Annotated in this window: 11 protein-coding genes and 1 pseudogene; 10 read left to right on the plus strand and 2 right to left on the minus strand. The window is 39.6% G+C overall.

Translation table 11 applies throughout. From position 1 onward, the window contains the following. Positions 1 to 113: 113 nt before the first annotated feature. Together V7K50_RS09455 and V7K50_RS09460 are read right to left on the minus strand one after the other, a co-directional pair. Positions 114 to 695, minus strand: coding sequence for a DUF2231 domain-containing protein (locus V7K50_RS09455; RefSeq protein ID WP_334959363.1), 582 nt, complete (start codon positions 693 to 695; stop codon positions 114 to 116). Continuing rightward, positions 692 to 1,186, minus strand: coding sequence for a DUF2231 domain-containing protein (locus tag V7K50_RS09460; RefSeq protein ID WP_334959365.1), 495 nt, complete (start codon positions 1,184 to 1,186; stop codon positions 692 to 694). The genes V7K50_RS09455 and V7K50_RS09460 overlap by 4 nt, the downstream gene beginning before the upstream one ends. A gap of 729 nt (positions 1,187 to 1,915) precedes the next feature. Between V7K50_RS09460 and V7K50_RS09465 the strand changes: the two genes are divergently transcribed. The 10 genes and pseudogenes from V7K50_RS09465 to V7K50_RS09510 all read left to right on the plus strand — a co-directional run bounded on the left by V7K50_RS09465 (position 1,916) and on the right by V7K50_RS09510 (position 15,508). Continuing rightward, positions 1,916 to 2,728: an SDR family oxidoreductase gene (locus tag V7K50_RS09465; protein WP_334959367.1), complete on the plus strand. Its 813-nt coding sequence runs from the start codon at positions 1,916 to 1,918 to the stop codon at positions 2,726 to 2,728. Between the two features lie 137 nt (positions 2,729 to 2,865). Beyond that, positions 2,866 to 4,989: an amylo-alpha-1,6-glucosidase gene (locus tag V7K50_RS09470; protein WP_334959369.1), complete on the plus strand. Its 2,124-nt coding sequence runs from the start codon at positions 2,866 to 2,868 to the stop codon at positions 4,987 to 4,989. Positions 4,990 to 5,024: 35 nt separating this feature from the next. After that, positions 5,025 to 6,266 (plus strand): permease, encoded by a 1,242-nt coding sequence (locus tag V7K50_RS09475; RefSeq protein ID WP_334959371.1) that lies wholly within the window; start codon positions 5,025 to 5,027, stop codon positions 6,264 to 6,266. Positions 6,267 to 6,284: 18 nt separating this feature from the next. Beyond that, positions 6,285 to 7,223: a cation diffusion facilitator family transporter gene (locus V7K50_RS09480; RefSeq protein WP_334959373.1), complete on the plus strand. Its 939-nt coding sequence runs from the start codon at positions 6,285 to 6,287 to the stop codon at positions 7,221 to 7,223. A gap of 50 nt (positions 7,224 to 7,273) precedes the next feature. Beyond that, positions 7,274 to 9,670, plus strand: coding sequence for a glycoside hydrolase family 15 protein (locus V7K50_RS09485; protein ID WP_334959375.1), 2,397 nt, complete (start codon positions 7,274 to 7,276; stop codon positions 9,668 to 9,670). A gap of 33 nt (positions 9,671 to 9,703) precedes the next feature. Then, positions 9,704 to 10,780 (plus strand): AI-2E family transporter, encoded by a 1,077-nt coding sequence (locus tag V7K50_RS09490; RefSeq protein WP_334959377.1) that lies wholly within the window; start codon positions 9,704 to 9,706, stop codon positions 10,778 to 10,780. Between the two features lie 114 nt (positions 10,781 to 10,894). Further along, complete coding sequence (locus V7K50_RS09495; protein WP_334959379.1) at positions 10,895 to 11,353, plus strand: cupin domain-containing protein; 459 nt, start codon at positions 10,895 to 10,897, stop codon at positions 11,351 to 11,353. A gap of 316 nt (positions 11,354 to 11,669) precedes the next feature. Then, positions 11,670 to 12,854 (plus strand): annotated as a pseudogene (locus V7K50_RS09500) (cation:proton antiporter); the annotation flags it as partial. A gap of 171 nt (positions 12,855 to 13,025) precedes the next feature. Then, positions 13,026 to 13,844, plus strand: a complete 819-nt coding sequence (locus V7K50_RS09505; protein ID WP_334959381.1) for an alpha/beta fold hydrolase — start codon at positions 13,026 to 13,028, stop codon at positions 13,842 to 13,844. Positions 13,845 to 13,867: 23 nt separating this feature from the next. Next, positions 13,868 to 15,508, plus strand: coding sequence for an alpha/beta hydrolase (locus V7K50_RS09510; RefSeq protein ID WP_334959383.1), 1,641 nt, complete (start codon positions 13,868 to 13,870; stop codon positions 15,506 to 15,508). The last annotated feature ends 383 nt before the right edge of the window (positions 15,509 to 15,891 follow it).

The following is a 15,891-nucleotide window of genomic DNA, read 5'->3' on the forward strand; positions in this document are numbered from 1 at the left end:
TTAAGTAACTAGGTACAAAAAAATTAAAGTTTGTAGTCGGGACTTTAGTCCTGATGATAATCCTTGTTTTGAGCGATGAATCGCTCACTACGAACTAGGATTTTATTTTATGTTTAATTATGCCTACCTAACTTAGCAGCAGTAACATGAACCCCAAACTCCTCTCCCAATTGCGCCCCCAAAGTTCCGTGAACGAACAAGATACCTAGTATTGCAATCCCCGCTAACAGGTAACTCCACTGCACCTGTCTGGAAGTATCTTTGCGCCAGCGATAGCGTTGCAAACCTCTCCATACAGTCATGGCTACAATAATTCCCAACAGCAAAACGCCACCCAAACCATGTAAAAGCATCGTCCAACCAGCACTCAATCCCCAAGCACTCTTTTGATCGACTGGTGGATTTGCCAAAAGTAGCTCAAAAAAACCAGCCGCAACTGTGAAAAACGTGATAGCTGTTGCTGCTATGAGGTTGTACCAGCCGACATCAAAAAAGCTAGAACGGATGGTAGCCAATCCCAAAAATTTGAAAATTGGTTTTTCTAAAGAAAACAACACTCCTGCTATATCAAAAATGATGGCAATGATGAATAAACCCAGTGTTAAATGCACTAACTGCGGATGTACAGGAATCTCGTAGGGTAATCCGTTAGCACCCAGTCGTAGTCTCAACTGATCTATCAGTTGTGGGTTCATGGTGAAACTCCCTGTTTCATGGCTTGAACTACAGGCTCGACGTGCAATCCATATACCCAAAACAGTTTACTACCTAAATACACTTGCAAAAACACTAGACAGACTAAAAAGGTTGCAGCCCCCAAGTAAGCAGGTGGTACTTTTCGGGGGCTGCGGTTGCGAATCACAAAACGCCAAGCTGCGATCGCGGCAACAATCGCCGCCAATGACCAACCTAAGACGGTATGATAATTCAGTGTTGACTGGGCTGCTGTCTGGGCTTGGGCTAATCCTGCTTCAAACTGACCAAAGATCACCGCTACAAAAATTGCGATCGCAGCAACAAACATATTCCAGAAACTCACCTCAAACAAACGCACGTTGCGGGTAAAATAGCCTAGAACATCGCACACGAAAGAAAAAAGCACCATTGCGATTACGAAGTGGACAATGATCGGGTGCAAGGGATCAGGGTACGGTAGATTCTGGCTATTGAGAGGTAAGGCAGACATCGCTTTTTCCTTGGGATATCAGGATCGGTGATTACTACAGAAATCCATTGAATTTTATCATCAATAATTATATACACCTGAAAATATGCATCTTTATAATATTAATAAATAACTTTAGTAACTGGTTACTTACCATTAATCAAACTCTTGTATAAATAAATCCATATCAAAAAATTGAAATTATTATCGAACAGAATTCCGTTGGGTATTCTGTGCGAGTGGCGGATAGCGCAGCGTTAGCGAGTCCACGAGCGTCTGAATAACCGGATTGAAGACCACCAAATCGTAGATTTGGTGGTCTTCAATCCGTCGCGGGTCTGAATCCTCGACTGATAGCGAGTCCGCGAGTGTCTTGATTCTGACTCCTGAATTCTGACTTCTGAATTCTTCAAAAAATCTATCTCCTGCTTAAGAAAGACATGCAACTGACTTCATCCTTTAAAGATTTCATCCAATAATGAAATCGTGATGAAATTTTTATAGTTCTTTCGGTAGAGATATTTATTATTCCAATGGCTAGAAGCGTTCATTCTTGCAAACCTCTAAAGTAATGCCAGAATCATCAAAATAGCTGTCAAAAATTAAACACATAAGCAAAATGTGTAATTGGTATAAAAATTTAAACGTAGGACAGCTTGCTTCAATTTGGATTCAATCATAAGTTTTCAATATCAGCTATCCTCAAACTTTGCAAATGAAAATACATAGCAAAAATTCTGAAAAAGTATTATGAGTTATTCCCCTTACCTACTTAAAGGTCAAAAAGCACTTGTGACGGGTGCTAGTTCTGGAATTGGTGAAGCTATAGCTCGTTATTTAGCTGCATCAGGTGCAGCAGTAGTTATCAATTATCATTCGGAAGCCGAAGAAGCCCAAAAAATTGTTGATGATATCAAAGCTACTAATGGAGAAGCGATCGCTATTCAAGCCGATGTCAGCAAAGAAGACCAAGTAAAGGCAATGTTCAGCCAGACGATCCAGCAATTCGGCACTATTGACATTTTGATCAACAATGCTGGTCTTCAAAAAGATTCACCGTTTGTAGATATGACCCTTGACCAATGGAATAAAGTTATTGATGTGAACTTGACAGGACAATTCTTATGTGCTAAAGAAGCTGCCAAGGAATTTTTGCGTCGGGGTGTGAAGCCTGATATTTCATGTGCGGCAGGTAAGATTATTTGTATGAGTTCTGTACATCAGGTAATTCCTTGGGCTACTCATGTTAATTATGCTACTAGCAAGGGTGGTATTAATATGATGATGCAAAGTATTGCCCAAGAACTTGCACCTCACAAAATTCGTGTTAATAGTATTGCTCCTGGTGCAATCAAAACCCCAATTAACAAATCAGCTTGGGATACTCCACAAGCAGAGGCGAATTTACTAAAACTGATTCCAGCAAAACGTGTGGGAAATGTAGAAGATATTGCCAAAGCAGCAGTTTGGTTGGCTTCTGATGACTCTGATTATGTCAACGGTACAACACTATTTGTAGATGGTGGAATGACTTTGTATCCGGGTTTTACAGAGAACGGTTAGGATAATTCGTAATTCGTAATGATGTTTGCGGACTCGCTAATGTAATTAAGTTTTGTAAATGGGATTTAAAAAGAGCCACAAAAATTGGTGCTTTTTGGAAGCGCGGGAATTAAAACCACAGAATTAGTTAATTGAGAATGCCTACAAAAGTTACTGTCAATTCTGGTTTGATAACCATCAACGATGGTTCCTCTTTTTTAGTAACGGCTAGTGATGGTTCCATCGACGAAAATTTACCTCAAGGTTTTTTTGTTCGGGATACACGGCTAATCTCTTACTACGAAATTTCTGTGAATCGCTGCCGACTTTCGCTGTTAGCCTCTAACAATATCAGCCATCATGATGCCCTTTACCAATTTACCAACCCACAACTTTCTATTATCAACGGCTCGTTACCTGCTGGTAGTTTGCTTGTAACCGTTCGGCGCGACATTGTGGAAGGGATGCATGAAGATATTGATATAATTAACTATCAGAATGAAACTGTTAAGTTTCAATTAATGCTAGCTGTGCGTTCTGATTTTGCGGATATTTTTGATGTCAAATCACAGCAAATATTGACGCGAGGTGAGACACAAACCAAATGGGAAAATGGTGTACTCACCACTGAATATTGCAACGGCTCTTTCTTCCGAGGTATTGTGATTGAGCCAGTTTGTACTACTTCTGAACCACGCTATGCCAATGGTCGTTTAATGTTTGATGTGGTCATTGCTCCTGGCAAAACATGGCACAGTTGTGTCAATTTTACAGCCTTAGCCGATGGAAATGTCTTCAAACCTCAAAATACCTGCGCTGTGCCTCACAATACAAAAGCGGGAAAGGTTAGAGATGAATTTCTGACTAATGCGACAAAGTTGCGATCGTCTAATGCTGAAATTGCCGAATACTATCAGCAAGCGATCGCAGATATGGGAGCGTTGCGAATTGAGGTAGATGATAATGGACATCAATTTTGGATGCCAGCTGCTGGTATTCCCTGGTTTGTTGCTGTTTTTGGACGCGACTCAATAATTGCTAGCTTGCAGGCGATCGCAGTTTATCATGAATTTGCCCGTGGCACCTTACTGAAACTGGCTCAACTCCAAGCAACTGAGTTGGATGATTGGCACGATGCCCAACCAGGTAAAATGCTGCACGAAATGCGCCGAGATGAGTTAACTACATTAAACCTACTTCCATATCATCCCTACTACGGAACAGTAGATACTACCATCCTTTGGATTGTTACCTTATCTGAAGCCTATAACTGGAACGCCGATGTCAGTATGCTTGATGAATGTCGAGCGCCACTGGAAAAAGCCCTAAATTGGATTGACAAATACGGCGACTTTGACGGGGATGGCTTTGTTGAGTATTTAACTCGTTCATCAAAAGGATTACGCAATCAAGGTTGGAAAGATTCGGGTGACGCAATAGTTTACCCCGATGGGCAGTTAGTTGAGCCGCCAATCGCTTTATGTGAAGTTCAAGGCTACGTTTATGATGCGTGGCTAAGGGCAGCTTTAATTTATGAAGTCTGGGGCGAAAAAGAGCAAGCCAAAAAGCTGCGTCAAAAAGCCGAAGAACTTTATCAACGATTTAATGAACAATTCTGGATGGATTCAGTTGGCTTTTATTGTTTAGGATTAGACGATAAAAAGCAGCAAATTCAATCAATTACCTCAAATCCTGGTCATCTCCTCTGGTCTGGTATTGTCCCACAGGAACGAGCAAAAAAACTTGTTAACCGACTTTTTCAACCCGATATGTGGTGTGGTTGGGGTGTGCGGACTCTTTCATCTCAAAATCCGGCATATAACCCAATTAGTTATCAACGGGGTAGTGTATGGCCTCATGATAACTCGATCATCGCGGCGGGATTAAAAAAGTATGGCTATCACCAAGAAGCTAACTGCATTGCTGAGGGTATCTTTGCTGCTGCTAGTTATTTTCAAGCTGGACGAATGCCAGAATTGTTTGCGGGAATTGAACGCCAAGATGATAACTTTCCAGTCCCATACCCAGACGCTAACATACCCCAAGCTTGGGCTGCTGGTTCAATTTTTTTACTCATTCGTACCATTTTAGGACTCAAGGCTGATGCTTACAAGCAACAGTTAAAAGTACAGCCGAATCTACCAGATTGCTTACCCGATTTGGAACTTACAAATTTGTCCGTAGGAGACGCTACGGTGGGATTGCGATTTTGGCGCAATGGCGAACAAACCCAATGGGAAGTTACCCATCTCGATGGTGAATTAGAAGTTTCTACTACTTAGAAATTGGGATAAAACTATTCTGATAATTGATAAAAATGAACATTATAAACCCTTTCAGCGACCCCATAAATGGAATTTTCCTAGCACTCAGCATGACATTTTCTATGTTCTGGGAAATTCTTTGGGCGCTCATTCTTGGTTTTACACTATCAGGGATTGTTCAAGCGGTAATTTCTAAAGGGGAAATGAGCCGACTACTACCAGATGCGTCACCAAAATCGATTGCAGTAGCCTGTGGTTTGGGTGCAGCTTCATCGTCATGTTCTTATGCTTCTGTCGCCCTTACCCGTTCCATCTTTCGCAAAGGTGGTAACTTTACAGCAGCGATCGCATTTCAATTTGCCTCAACTAATTTAGTCATTGAACTGGGCATTATCTTGGCAGTATTAATGGGGTGGCAATTTACCCTAGCTGAGTATGTCGGTGGGCTGTTGATGATTGCCATACTGGTATTTCTGTTTAAAGTATTCCTAAAACCCCAGATGGTGAAATCAGCTAAACAGCAAGCCAACCGGGGACTCTCTGGCAAAATGGAAGGACACGCCAATATGGATATGTCAGTAACAGAAGGTTCTATTTGGCAAAGAATTTTTTCTGATAAAGGGTTTACATCTATTAGCCACTACTTTGTTATGGACTGGGTTTCTGTGTGGTTAGATATTGCACTGGGATTAGTAATTGCAGGTGCTTTGGCTGCTTGGGTATCCAACGACTTTTGGCAAGCATTCTTTCTCACAGATCACCCTATATGGTCGAAGTTATGGGGGCCAATTGTCGGGCCAATTGTAGCGATATTTTCCTTTGTTTGTTCTGTGGGGAATGTTCCTCTAGCGGCTGTGCTGTGGAATGGAGGTATTAGCTTTGGAGGTGTAGTAGCATTTATTTTTGCCGACCTGATTATACTACCAATTTTGAATATTTACCGCAAATATTACGGTTTAAAAGTTAGCATATTTCTAGCGATCGCTTTCTACACAGCGATGGTAAGTGCGGCATTAATCATTGAAGTTCTGTTCCAAGTTTTGGGGTTAATACCACAAGAACACAACGCCAAAGTAGTTGAGGCATCTATCCAATTTAACTACACTACAACATTGAATATTTTGTTTTTGGCTCTAGCAGCTTTACTAGTTGCGCGGTTCTTCAAAACTGGCGGTCTGAATATGCTGCAAATGATGAATAGCGGCAGCGAACAAGAACATAGCAAACACCATAATATGATGCATTATGCTATGAGAAGGAGGAGAAATAAATCTGTGAGAAACTTACCTATTTAGAAGCTAATATTTACAATCATGGCAATTGATTCATCTAAAAAAACAATCTTTGCGGCGATGGGGTCGAATTTAGCGATCGCTATTACTAAATTTATCGCCGCCTCTATTACTGGCAGTTCGGCTATGATATCTGAAGGTATTCATTCAGTTGTAGATACTGGCGACCAACTATTACTTTTGCTGGGAATTAGCAGAAGCCAAAAACCAGCAGATGATAGTCATCCCTTTGGTTACGGACAAGAACTTTATTTCTGGACTTTTATCGTTGCCATCCTCATCTTTGCCATTGGTGGCGGGATGTCAATTTATGAGGGAATTACTCATTTAATTAACCCCAGTCCTTTAGAAGACCCAATGTGGAATTATATTGTATTAGGTATGGCAATATTATTGGAGGGTTATTCTTGGACTGTAGCTTTAAAAGAGTTTTTGCCGACAAAGGGTAAACAAAATTTTTGGCAAGCTATCAAAAGCAGTAAAGATCCCACAGTATTCACCATATTATTTGAGGATACTGCGGCAATTTTAGGTTTAATCGTTGCCTTAATAGGTATCTTTTTAGGACATTTATTTAATAATGTTTATTTTGATGGTATTGCCTCAATTATTATTGGCATTATCTTAGCTATAGTAGCAGTGGTACTAGCGAGAGAAAGTAAAGGATTATTAGTTGGTGAAAGTGCCGATCCTCAAACTATAGCTAATATCCGTTCTCTGTCAAAAACAGAACCAGGAGTGAAAGAAGTTATCCGGGTGCTAACAATGCAACTTGCTCCACAAGAGGTATTACTCAACTTAGAACTTCAATTTTCTCACAATCTTACAGGTGAAGAAATAGCTTTAACTGTAGAAAGTTTAGAAGCAAGTATTCGCCAAAAGCATCCTGAAATCAAACAAATTTTTATTGAAGCTAAATCCTTAACTACTGCTCGAAGAACTTCTCAACGTTCTCAATAATTTTTTAATCAAATAAATATCAACTACAGCACTGAACTGCACAACAAATTATGGTAAAAATTCTTAGTCAAGGACAGGCTTTTGGCTCACCGGGTATCGATCCTCGATGGACTCATGCGAATAAAGATGGAGTCGGCACAGCTTACTCTACCTCTAGTAACATTTGGTTTACTATTTGGAATGGTGTTGTTACTGAAGTCTACCATCCCACAGTAGACAGTCCCCAAGTTCGGGACTTGCAGTATTTAATTTCTGATGGAAAAAGCTTTTTTCACGAAGAGAAGCGCCATCTTGAATCAAAAGTTGAACCGATGTGGACTCATGGTTTAGGATATCGCATTACTAATTCCGATCCACAAGGGCGTTATGCTGTAATCAAAGAAGTAATTGCTGACCCGCATTTATCCTGTATTTTACAACGCACAAAATTAACAGGAGATAGCGATTTTATTTCCCAACTCCAGCTATACGCTTTGTGTGCGCCACATCTGGAAGTTGGAGGTAGAGGGAATAATGGTTACGCTGTACAAGTTGCTGGACATCGAATTCTCACAGCCGAGAAAGGAGGAAGATGGTTAGCGCTGGGTGCAACAATTCCCTTTACCCGGATTTCTTGTGGCTACGTTGGTGAAAGTGATGGTTGGTCAGATTTAGCTGATAATTTTCAGATGGATTGGGAGTTTGACAGTGCTGTAGATGGCAACCTGGCTCTGACTGGAGAACTAAATTTAGATAGCACTAAAGAGTTTACTTTAGGATTGGCATTTGGGACAAATCTGCACAACGCAATTTCCACACTATTTCAGTCACTCAATATTCCTTTTGAAAAGCAGAAGCAGCTATATAACGAGCAGTGGAAGCGATCGCGCGACAGCATCCATTCATTAGAAAATAGTTCTTATGATGAGGGTAAGTTGTATCACAACAGCATTAGTCTGTTGTTGGCACACGAAGATAAAACCTATCCCGGTGCATTAATTGCATCTCTAGCTATCCCTTGGGGTGAAGCCAAAGACGACCAAGACCAAGGAGGATATCACCTTGTCTGGACGCGGGATATGGTTAGCAGTGTATCAGGTTTAGTGGCTGCTGGCAAAACTGATACAGCAGTGCGATCGCTAATTTATCTCGCCACTAGTCAGCAGGAAGATGGCGGTTTTCCCCAAAACTTCTGGGTTGATGGTAAACCTTATTGGACAGGCATCCAGCTTGACGAGGTGGCATTTCCCATTCTGTTAGCATGGCTATTGCACCAACAGAAAACTTGTTTAAACTTCGATATTTATCCGATGATTTTACGGGCGGCGGGTTATTTAATTCGTCATGGCCCAGCTACCCAACAAGAACGCTGGGAAGAAAATAGTGGTTATTCACCATCAACATTAGCATCTAATATTGCCGCCTTAATTTGTGCTGCTCAATTTGTTCGTGAACGTGGCGATGAAGCAACAGCAAACTTTATCGAAGAATACGCTGATTTTTTAGAATCTCACATCGAAGCTTGGACAGTTACTACTGAAGGAACTTTAGTTTCTGGCATCAAACGCCATTACATTCGGATTACTCCTACAGATATTAATAATCCTCAACCCAACGAAAATCCTAACCAAGGAACTCTGGTTATCAGCAGTCAACCACCTGGTGAACCGTCAGAATTTCCCGCGAAGGAAATTGTTGATGGTGGGTTTTTGCAATTAGTACGCTATGGAATTCGCAAGCCTGATGACCCGATTATTGTTGATTCTGTCAAAGTAATTGATGCAGTTTTAAAAGTAGATACATCTGCTGGGCCTTGTTGGCATCGTTACAACCACGACGGCTACGGACAACAAGAAGACAGCAGTCCTTATACCAGTTTTGGTAAGGGACGCGCTTGGCCTCTCTTAACAGGAGAACGGGGACATTATGAATTAGCTGTTGGCGGCGATGTCAAAACATATATCAAGGCGATGGAAGGATTTGCATCAGATACTTGTTTACTACCCGAACAGGTTTGGGATGAAGCAGATATACCTGAAAACCATCTGTATTTAGGAAAACCAACAGGTTCGGCAATGCCTTTGATGTGGGCGCATTCGGAGTATATCAAGATGTTGCGGTCAACTCATGATGGTCAGGTATTTGATTTGATTCCAGAGGTGGCGAATCGATATCTAGGCGAAAGACGAGAGTGTAAATCATTTGAAATTTGGAAGTTTAACCGACAAATAGAGAAAGTTAAAAAAGGTTATACATTGCGAATTCATGCTTTAGCATCTTTTCATTTGCATTGGTCGGATGATAATTGGCAAACCGTAAAAGATACACCTGCAAATTCTACAAAATTAGGAGTAAATTTTGTAGATATATCTATTTCTGATAATCAGGAACAGCCAATAAACTTTACCTTTTTCTGGATTGAAAGCAGCAAATGGGAAGGACGGAATTATACGGTTGCAATTTCGTAATTCGTAATTAAAACATAATAAGAAGTGATAGTAATGTCGAATTCCAGAGATACAGACAATGGATGGTCGCAGTTAACTCGTGGTGCGCCATTGGCAGTAATAGTAGCTGCGGCACTCTACATTTTATATCAACTTTTACCAGTATTAGAACTTTTAGTTATTGCAGCATTGATCGCTTTAATTTTGCGAACTCTACTACGATTTTTACAAAAGTTAGTCAAATCACAGAATGTTGCTGTTTTGCTACTGATTGGATTAATCATCGGATTTGTGGTGGTATTAGCTACTGTAGTCCTACCTAATATGACATTTGAATCTCAAAAATTAATCAAAACATTACCAACTTATCTCAATAGGTTGACAGGAGATGTTGAGCAACTGCGCCAAAAATTCACTTTTATTCCTGACATTTCGCGAGCACTAATACAATTACGGAATTTGACCGAGCAGTTGCTAAGGGGAGTACCAGTTTTCTTAGGTGAAGCTTTAAGTTTAACCATTGAGTTGGTAGCGACATTAATTTTAGCGCTTTACATGGCTTACGATCCTAATTCCTTAGTGAAAGGGATTTTAAGATTAGTACCAAGGCAACATCAACAGAGGTTTAAACGAATCCTTAAGGCTTGTGAAATAAGATTGCGAGGCTGGATTTTTGGGACAGGAATAGCGATGATATTTCTGGGTGCTGGAGTAACGTTTGGACTTTTGATTTTGGGGATTCCGTCAGCCCTAACATTTGGGATTATTACAGGTTTATTTGAAATAATTCCTTACTTTGGTTCGATTATTGGTGCTTTTTTACCAGCATTAGTAGCATTGAGTATTTCACCGCTAAAACTAATATTTGTATTGATACTTTTTTTTGTAATGAATCAAATAGATGCCCATGTTGTTCAGCCTTTGGTGATGGGTCAACAAGTTAATATCCATCCAGTAATGGTGATTGTGACATTTTTGGTAATGGGTAAGCTATTTGGATTTATTGGTGTGCTGCTTGCAGTGCCTGCGGCAGCAGTGATAATTACGTTGATTGATGAGTTTATGCCTGAAGAAAAGCTGATAGAGTCGGTAGGAATTGAAGGTAGAATAGATGTTGAATCGAACGACTAAATAAGCAACTATCATATTCACTCAGGTGAACACTATTCGTAAGCCTCGTAAATTGGCGAAGCTATTGAATAGCGATCGCCTTTCATACATTTCGGATCAAAAAGAGCCATTATTATGCAGAATAACTCATCACCCAAACCAACAATTGAATACTGGCACGTCTGGACTGACGACGACGGTATAAGTCACCAATCCCGTTGTCAAATTGAAGACTTCATCGAAAAAGGCATAGCCCCGGATACCTCACCGCAGTGGCTTTCTAATTTGAAACAGTCCGGTGCTACAATCACCTTTACCGTCCTACCCGTAGGATGGGTTGGTAACTGGCATGAAAACCCGAAACCCCAGTGGATCATCCCTTTGTCGGGACGCTGGTTTGTGGAGACTATGGACGGACAGCGAGTCGAGATGGGGGAAGGCGAAATTTCCTTTGGAGAAGACCAGGGTACGAAAGCAGACGCACAAGGTCATAAAGGTCACTTGTCTGGAACAGTAGGCGATGTACCAGCTGTTCTAATAATGGTGCAATTTGAAGAGACTCCGACTATAGATCAATCTTGTCGATTTAGATAAGTGAGTTAGTAGCCAATACAGTTCAGAATAAGCAACAAAATCTTTGTAGAGACGGCGATTTATCGCGTCTCGAAAACCCAAAATTGTTGCCAGTAGCCCTTAACCCAAGCGTATTGAGTTAGTAGCGATCGCGCTAGCAGTGCGTTACTATACTCCTTTAGTGAAGTAAAATCCATAGCCTACTCACACCAGCATCAGCCTGTTAAAAAGCTAGTACAGCACAGCGTAAATAGCTATCATTTTTTCCTGAAATATAAACCTCATAATTTAGGAGTATTCAGTTATAGGAGGTTGTACAGCGCAACTTAATTTTTCTATGGAAGAATCCTTGCCAATTACTATTCTGATCAGTGCAACAGTTGTGGCTGGTATTGCTGCTCAAGTTTTAGCTGGTTATTTTCACATTCCTAGTATAGTCTTGCTACTTCTGTTTGGGATTCTTCTGGGACGAGATGGTTTTGATTTTTTAAATCCATCTTTACTGGGCATTGGTTTAGAAGTTGTGGTTTCCCTATCAGTGGCGCTAATTTTATTCGAGGGTGGTTTAAATCTACAGTTAGGAGAGTTAAAAGAGGTTTCTAGTAGTCTTCGCAATCTTGTCACTTTGGGAGTGCTGATGACATTAACTGGTGCTGGAATAGCTGCACACTGGCTGAGTGAATTTCCCTGGTCAATTGCTTTTCTTTATGCCTCCTTAGTAGTTGTGACAGGCCCAACAGTAATTAATCCACTCCTTAAACAAATTGGTGTAGAAAAAAAAGTCTCAACACTTTTAGAAGGGGAGGGTGTTTTTATCGATCCAATTGGTGCAATTTTGGCTGTGATTGTGCTTCACTTTGTTTTGAGTGGAAATGTGGAGCCGCTCATTTTAATTAAGGGTTTGGTTTTGCGTTTGGGTATAGGCGTAGTTATTGGTATAGCTGGAGGCTGGTTACTATCCCAAATTATCAAACAGGATCAATTCTTATCCCAAGAGTTAAAAAATCTAGTCGTTTTAGCTAGTGTCTGGGGTTTATTTAGTTTGGCACAGGTGTTACGTAGTGAATCTGGTTTGGTGGTTGCTGTAGTTATGGGGATAGTTTTAAGAGCTAGTAACCTACCTTCAGAATCTTTATTGCGTAAGTTTAATGAACAGTTGAGCATTTTAGCTAATTCGGTTTTGTTCATTCTGTTAGCAGCAGACTTATCAATTGCCAGTGTTTTCGCTTTAGGTTGGGGTAGTGTTCTGACAGTTCTAGCGCTGATGCTAATAGTGCGTCCTATTAATATTTTAATATCCACCTGGAATCAAGGTTTTAACTGGCAACAGCAGTTATTTTTATCTTGGGTTGCTCCTCGTGGAATTGTAGCTGCTTCTTTGGCTTCTTTATTTGCAGTTTCACTTACAAAACAGGGTATCAATGGCGGTGATTCAATTAAAGCCTTAGTATTTTTGACAATAATGATGACAGTTTTTTTCCAAGGATTGACGGCTGCTTGGGTCGCCAGTCTGCTTGATTTACGTTTAGTAGATCAAATAGATCAAGATTCTTTGCAAGGAACTAATGATGATGTCAATAGCCAAAAAGATGTAGATAAAAACAGCTTGACTTCTAAGTTAATTGAGTCGTAGCTAAATTTTTTTACTAACTTATCGAAATTATCACTCTTGTTCTCGTAAATTAGTTTATTTATGCCATCTAAAATTCGTAGTCATCCTTATTTTTTAACTCCAGAATTATCTAACTCTAATTATCCACTCTTTGTATTTCTACCTGGAATGGATGAGACTGGCAAGGAATTGATGTATATTCAAACAGCAGGTTTAGAAGCAGCTTTTGATGTACGTTGTTTTGTCATTCCCCCTGATGTTCTAACAAGTTGGGATGAAATGACAGAGAAAGTAGCAACTTTAACCAAGATAGAACTAGAAAAAGTACCGCGTAGACACAAAGTGTCTTGTCGTGAGACATCGCACGTTTATCTTTGTGGAGAATCATTCGGTGGTTGTTTGGCACTTAAAGTATTAGAAAAGTTTCCTCAGTTATTTACAAAGATTATTTTAATTAATTCTGCTTCTTCATTTCATCGAGTACCTTGGTTAAACTTAGGTTCACTTTTATTTCCTTACACACCTCAACTTTTTTATAAAATATCCTCGTTTTTATCTTTACCTTTTCTAGCTAATTTAAGTCGAATTTCACCTACTGCAAGCCTTGCTCTTTCAAAATCGACTAGTTCCGCACCACAAGAAACTGCTAATCAGCGATTATCCCTGATGAGAGAATTTGATGTTGACGAGAATAAATTATCTCAAATTACTCAACCTGTCTTACTAATTGGTAGTAGAAATGACCGACTTTTACCTTCAGAAGCAGAAGCACAATATTTAAGTCATATTTTCCTTAATTCTCAGATAATAAATTTACCTTATAGCGGTCATGCTTGCTTAGTTGAAAGGGATATTAATCTCTATCAACTTTTATTATCCGCTAATTTTACTGTTGCATAATGTACTATTTTAACTGACATACCATGACTCATTTGATAAATAAAAAAACTGTTTGGCTAAAATTGGCTTTGAGAATTTTTAGTATAGGATTGCTACCTACACTAACTGCTTATCCGGCTTTCGGTGCAGAACGACTAAAATTTAATTATGGTCTTTTAGAAAGCTCTATCCCAATTAGTTCGCTCGAAACCTATGCTAGAACAGGCAAAGTAGACAATGATTTAGCTGGATATAGTCATTATGTAGACAAAAAACAACTAACTCAACTGCGTCAGGTTTTACTAACTCCTATTCCTTTAAATCAAGTAGAAATTTCGCAATTTCTTTATACACCCATTGGTGAGCGATTATTAGAAAAATTGGGGAAAGTTATTCAGACAGAATCTCGCTTATCAGGGTTCTATGCAATTCGTGCAGCACTTATTTTGTCAGCCGCAGATCAAAAAAGTTTTACACTTTTAAATGTATTACGTAAGTTTCCAGCAAGCGCAATTTCCATTAACTTAAGCCAGAGTTTGGCAATAGCCGAGTCATTACAGAATTTAGTAAATCAAACTCAAAATGCAGTAGCATTTATTAACCAACAATCTCAACAAAAACTAACTACAGCTTCTACACTTAAGACTGTTCCATTAATGGACTTGGGAAAAATCGGAAGTTTTCGCTTCTCAAAGCAAACAATTACACTTAATGACCTCTCGCGTCAGAGGAGATTTCCTGCTGATATTTACCTCCCAACTGCTCAAACTCCTCGTCCGATAATTGTCATTTCCCACGGACTTGGTTCTGATAGAACGAGTTTTGCATATTTAGCCGAACATCTCGCATCTTATGGTTTTGTGGTTGCTGTTCCAGAACATCCTGGTAGTGATGCAAGACAACTGCAAGCATTATTAGCAGGTACAGCAAATAGAGTTACCAATCCTAGAGAACTAATTGATAGACCTTTAGATATTAAATTTTTACTAGATGAACTTACTATATTATCACAGTCTGATTCAACATTTAAGGGACGTTTAAATTTAGAACAAGTTGGTGTAATAGGGCAATCATTTGGTGGATATACGGCATTAGCATTGGCGGGTGCAAAGATTAATTTTGAGCAACTGAAAGCTGACTGTCCAGCTTTGGAAGATACATTAAATGTTTCGCTTTTACTTCAATGTTTAGCACTCAATTTACCAAATGCTAAATATAACTTATCTGACGCAAGGGTAAAAGCAGTAATTGCGATCGATCCAGTTGATAGTAGTATTTTTGGAAAAGCTAGTCTCAGCCAAATCAAAATTCCGGTGATGATTGTATCTGGCAGTTCTGATACAGTTGCTCCGGCTTTACCAGAGCAAATTCAGCCTTTTACTTGGTTAACAACTCCAAATAAATATTTAGTACTTGTCAATGGCGGTACACATTTTTCTACTATTGCAGAATCACCAAATGCAACTATACCTGTTCCTACACAAGTAATCGGTTCAAGTCCTGCTTTGGCACGTCGTTATCTTAAAGCTTTGAGTGTTCCTTTTTTTGAAACATACATTGCTGAACAGTCAAATTACCTTCCTTATTTGAGTACAGATTACGTTAATACAATTAGCCAGCAGCCACTACCGTTAAGTTTAATAAAATCTCTGACACCTGAAGAATTAGAACAAGCGTTTAAATAAAGATTTTGAAGCTATAGATTGATAAAATAAATACTAAATATTATTAATTTGGAAAGCAAGGCTTAATAATTAGCAGTAATTATGAATATGGCAAATCGCAATGAGACAATCTATGTATTGTGCCTAATTCCAGAAATATCACTGATTTGGATTACTTTAGGCTTATTGCTGTTAATATTGCCAGCAGCAGGTGCAAGTTGATATTAAGCCATCATTGTTAATTTGGAATAGGTTGCGATGACCTCCGGTCGGTCGGAGACCATCGCCTATGGTGGGGCGTAGCCCATCGCCCTCCAACTGTGAGGGAATGGCAAAACATTAAAATAGAGCAATCCTTAAAGAATATCTGCGGTAGTAGGGTAGTGAGTTAGATAGGGGAGGAA

The sequence above is a fragment of the Nostoc sp. genome (assembly GCF_036917135.1).
Lineage (GTDB): Bacteria > Cyanobacteriota > Cyanobacteriia > Cyanobacteriales > Nostocaceae > Nostoc.

What these genes read in the sequence shown, in the direction of transcription:
- V7K50_RS09455 (WP_334959363.1), bottom strand. Translation starts at nt 695, where the DNA reads ATGAACCCACAACTGATAGATCAGTTGAGACTACGACTGGGTGCTAAC.
- V7K50_RS09460 (WP_334959365.1), bottom strand. Translation starts at nt 1,186, where the DNA reads ATGTCTGCCTTACCTCTCAATAGCCAGAATCTACCGTACCCTGATCCC.
- V7K50_RS09465 (WP_334959367.1), top strand. Translation starts at nt 1,916, where the DNA reads ATGAGTTATTCCCCTTACCTACTTAAAGGTCAAAAAGCACTTGTGACG.
- V7K50_RS09470 (WP_334959369.1), top strand. Translation starts at nt 2,866, where the DNA reads ATGCCTACAAAAGTTACTGTCAATTCTGGTTTGATAACCATCAACGAT.
- V7K50_RS09475 (WP_334959371.1), top strand. Translation starts at nt 5,025, where the DNA reads ATGAACATTATAAACCCTTTCAGCGACCCCATAAATGGAATTTTCCTA.
- V7K50_RS09480 (WP_334959373.1), top strand. Translation starts at nt 6,285, where the DNA reads ATGGCAATTGATTCATCTAAAAAAACAATCTTTGCGGCGATGGGGTCG.
- V7K50_RS09485 (WP_334959375.1), top strand. Translation starts at nt 7,274, where the DNA reads ATGGTAAAAATTCTTAGTCAAGGACAGGCTTTTGGCTCACCGGGTATC.
- V7K50_RS09490 (WP_334959377.1), top strand. Translation starts at nt 9,704, where the DNA reads ATGTCGAATTCCAGAGATACAGACAATGGATGGTCGCAGTTAACTCGT.
- V7K50_RS09495 (WP_334959379.1), top strand. Translation starts at nt 10,895, where the DNA reads ATGCAGAATAACTCATCACCCAAACCAACAATTGAATACTGGCACGTC.
- V7K50_RS09505 (WP_334959381.1), top strand. Translation starts at nt 13,026, where the DNA reads ATGCCATCTAAAATTCGTAGTCATCCTTATTTTTTAACTCCAGAATTA.
- V7K50_RS09510 (WP_334959383.1), top strand. Translation starts at nt 13,868, where the DNA reads ATGACTCATTTGATAAATAAAAAAACTGTTTGGCTAAAATTGGCTTTG.